General features: G+C 65.1%; 5 protein-coding genes. 4 read left to right on the plus strand and 1 reads right to left on the minus strand.

The window, feature by feature from the left end:
• Positions 1–96: 96 nt before the first annotated feature.
• The 4 genes from AC1DY5_RS46680 to AC1DY5_RS46695 all read left to right on the plus strand — a co-directional run bounded on the left by AC1DY5_RS46680 (position 97) and on the right by AC1DY5_RS46695 (position 3328).
• Positions 97–1134, plus strand: coding sequence for an acyl-CoA dehydrogenase family protein (locus tag AC1DY5_RS46680; protein WP_478121176.1), 1038 nt, complete (start codon positions 97–99; stop codon positions 1132–1134).
• Between the two features lie 173 nt (positions 1135–1307).
• Positions 1308–1880, plus strand: coding sequence for a PIG-L deacetylase family protein (locus AC1DY5_RS46685; RefSeq protein WP_478121180.1), 573 nt, complete (start codon positions 1308–1310; stop codon positions 1878–1880).
• Positions 1877–2482 (plus strand): class I SAM-dependent methyltransferase, encoded by a 606-nt coding sequence (locus AC1DY5_RS46690; RefSeq protein WP_478121177.1) that lies wholly within the window; start codon positions 1877–1879, stop codon positions 2480–2482. The genes AC1DY5_RS46685 and AC1DY5_RS46690 overlap by 4 nt, the downstream gene beginning before the upstream one ends.
• A 576-nt stretch (positions 2483–3058) precedes the next feature.
• Complete coding sequence (locus AC1DY5_RS46695; RefSeq protein WP_478121178.1) at positions 3059–3328, plus strand: GlsB/YeaQ/YmgE family stress response membrane protein; 270 nt, start codon at positions 3059–3061, stop codon at positions 3326–3328.
• 90 nt (positions 3329–3418) lie between these two features.
• On the opposite strand, the gene AC1DY5_RS46700 is transcribed toward AC1DY5_RS46695, so the two are convergent.
• Positions 3419–3701, minus strand: a 283-nt coding sequence (locus tag AC1DY5_RS46700) for a hypothetical protein (RefSeq protein ID WP_478121179.1), incomplete at its 5' end; no start/stop codon positions are given.

The raw sequence follows: 3701 nt of genomic DNA on the forward strand, positions 1-3701 counted from the left end.
CCATTTGACCGCTCGCAACGCCATGCGGACTGCGGCCACTTCCTACATCTGTCGCGGCGCCCGAAGAGTAGGTTCTCTCACGCCAAAGGAGCCGACATGCACCTCGTTCGTCCGCGCCGCGTTTTCATGCCTGCAAACACCATCGAGGAGAAGCTRCGCCAACTGCGGCAGCGACACCACGGGACATTGACACTCGAGCTTCTCGTCGAAGCCGGGATCGATCGGCTGCCATTTCCCGCCTCCGGCGACACGCTCGCGCGATGGCGGGTGCTGGCGGAGGTCGCGGCGCACGATCTTTCGCTCGCCAAGCTCTTCGAAGGGCATACCGACGCCCTTGCAATTCTTGAGGAATGCGGGGTGACCTGGACCGAACAAGGACTGCGGTGGGGCACTTGGTCCGCCGAACCTCCCGATGCGCGACTGATGCTCCAGGAGCATGACAAGAGCGGCTCCAAGGTCCGCCTCACCGGCAAAAAGGCTTGGTGCTCCGGCGCCGCGACTGTCACGCACGCCTTGGTGAGTTGCTGGAACCCCGCGAACGAACCGTGTCTCGCTGCCGTTGCCATCTCGCCCCCGGCGGTGACTGTCACCGACAAAGGCTGGGAAGCCGTCGGCATGGCGGCAAGTGGCAGCGTGGACGTTGGCTTCGCCGAGGCCGACGCCGTTCAAATCGGGCGACCCGGCGACTACGTAAACCGACCCGGCTTCTGGCACGGTGGCGCAGGCATCGCAGCAGTATGGTTCGGGGGCGCTCTCGGCATCGCGCGCATGACCCATGAATCCACCGGGCACACATCCGACCCACATCGAYTGGCCCATCTCGGTGCGATCGACGCGGCGCTCGCCGCGGCAGCCGCAGTGTTGCGAGAGACGGCTGCAACCATCGACTTGCATCCGAAGCGGATTGCACGCCGAGAGGCCTTGCGGACGCGGCTGTTCGTCGAGCACGCCGCCGAAGACGTGATGCACCACGCCGTCCGGGCGGTGGGTGCGGGTCCGTTGTGCCGCAATCCGAGCTTCGCACGCGCGATGGCCGACTTGCCGGTGTTCCTCCGGCAGAGCCACGCAGAGCGCGACATGGCGCAGCTCGGCGAACTGGCCCTCGATGTCGGAGGCCAGGCGTGCGCGCTTTGAGGGGTTCCTCCTTCACTGGACAAGGTACGTTGGAGGTCGCTTGGGGTGCGTGGCACGGCCTTTCCCGTCTACCCACTGCTTCTCTGGAGGATCTAGTTCCCCACGGCTCGCGCGCGGTCGTTGTGGCACCGCATCCCGACGACGAAGTTCTGTGCGCAGGCGGCTTGCTCGCCGTGCTGGCGCGCACTGGGGTCGCGACTTGCGTGGTGGCGGTCACTGATGGCACTGCCAGTCACCCGGGCTCGTCCGAATGGCCAATCGATCGGCTTCGCCGTGAGCGACCGCTCGAAAGCCAGCGCGCGCTGCGTTGTCTCGGCGTCGATGCGGAGCCCGTCCGGCTGGGACTTCCCGACGGCGGATTGCAGGCGTTGGGTGGACTTCTCGCGGACCGCCTTCTGCCGCTCGTGCGCCGCACCGATGTGATTTTCACGACTTGGCGAGGCGATGGCCATCTTGATCACGAAATCAGTGGTCACGTTTGCGCACTCGTGGCCGGGCGCATTGGCGCGCGTCTCGTGGAAATCCCCGTGTGGGCTTGGCACTGGGCTGAAGTCGGCGATGCTCGGCTTCCATGGGGCTGCGCACGTCGCTTGGAGCTGGACGATGAAGCGAGGCGCAAGAAGCGAGACGCCGTCCAATGCTTCACGAGCCAGTTGCGGCCCGATGCGTCCACAGGGTCCGGCCCCATTCTGCGAGCCACCACCGTCGAGSGTGCTGCGCGCCCCTTCGAGGTGATGTTCACATGAGCAACGATTCGAGTGCCTATTTCGACGCGCTTTACCGCGCGAGCGATGATCCATACGAGCTCCGCGCGCGGTGGTACGAAGTACGCAAGCGGGCGCTCCTGCTTGCGGCCCTGCCACAACGGCACTACCGGCGAATCTACGAGCCCGGTTGCGGCATCGGCGAGCTGACCGCCGAACTCGCGCCGCGCTGCGACGAGCTCCTCGCCAGCGACAGGTCTGAATTCGCCGTCGAGATCGCCACCGAGCGTACGCGCGGATTGCGCAACGTGCGCATCGAGCGGCAGACACTCCCCGCCGACTGGCCCTTCGCTGCCGGACCCTTCGATCTCATCGTCCTGAGCGAAGTCGGCTACTTTCTTGACCAGCAGGACATGAACGGCGTCGCGCAAGCGTGTCGACGGTCTTTGAGCGACGTCGGCACGCTGGTGGCCTGCGACTGGCGCGCCGATTTCCCGGAGCGTGTGCTGGCGACCGGAACGGTGCATGCGTCGCTCGCGGCACTGGAACTTCCTCGCATCGCACGACATGAGGAAGAAGACTTCCTGCTGCAGGTGTGGGCGGCGAACGGCCGTTCTGTCGCTCGAGGCGAAGGCATCTGCTGATCCCAACGCTCCATCATCATCCAAGGCTTCGAATGCGACTTCACGCCGAATGCAAGATGACTCTCACCGCCAGCGAGGATTGCTCGGTGGGCACACGCGCTTGATCGCGGGCGCAGGCCTTGGCTCGTCTGTTATCCCGCTCGGGCCGCGGACCAGCGGGCACGGCCGGCCTTTCAGGGTCGGCAGGGCCAGCTCGGGTCGCGAGCAGCTCCAGGCGCCGCTCTCGGAGCCGCAGCACCTGGCGGGCTCCGGGTGCTGTTCGACTGGCTCGTCGTTGGACAGGTCGTTGCTTCGAACCCAGCCCGCTCGGTGCGCGGGCCCGCCACTCGGTCCGCAAGGGAAAAAAACGCCAGTTCTAACCGCCGAAGAGGCGAGGGCGAAGCTCGACGCGATCGACACCACCACGCCGGCAGGCCTGCGCGATCGGGCGCTGATCGGGTTGAGGATCGTCCGCCGGGGCACGCGTCGATCCGAAAAGAGTGTGCAGGCGTCCGCCTACGGATTTTTACGGCGTGTCCTATAAGGCCGAACGGCAGGGAGGCGAACGCTCGCGTCCTCATCAACGGGAGCGATTTCGTGAACCTCATCATTTGGCTTGTGATCGGAGGTCTCATCGGCTGGGTGGCCAGCATGATCATGAAAAGGGATGCCGAGCAGGGAATCATCATGAATGTTGTCGTCGGCGTCGTCGGTTCAATCTTCGGCGGATGGCTGATGGGCCCGCTGTTGGGGGCGGGGACGATAAACCAGAACGATTTCAGCTTCCGCGGTCTGCTCGCCGCGCTGATTGGCGCAGTGATCCTTCTGGCGATCGTCAACCTCGTTCGACGAGGGGCAGTACGCTAGAAGGTGCGCGGGTATGACATGGTGCGCTTGCAAGGATGGCCCGCACGGCCCGCTCGGACCGGCTCAACTCCTGCCTCTGCGTCTCGGCCGTCAATCCAGCTTCCCTGCCTGGAAAGACTTCCGGGCTACCAAGGCATCGTCGTGGTGGGTGTAGATGAGCTCGCACTCACCATCGAGGTAAGTGGCCCGGAGGCATTTTTGCGGCGTGCGGAGGCCAAACTGTTGCGTGCTGCCAATGTCGCGTTGCTCGACGGCAAGCCTATCGTATTGCAGCGGGCGAACTGGACTCAACTTGGGCACGCAGCGCTGCGCGCCCACTTCCCCATCAGCACGCCCTAACGCCGAGTGGCTCGCATGGCGGAGAGGATTAACG

It is taken from the genome of Variovorax sp. P4_D9 (assembly GCF_056401695.1).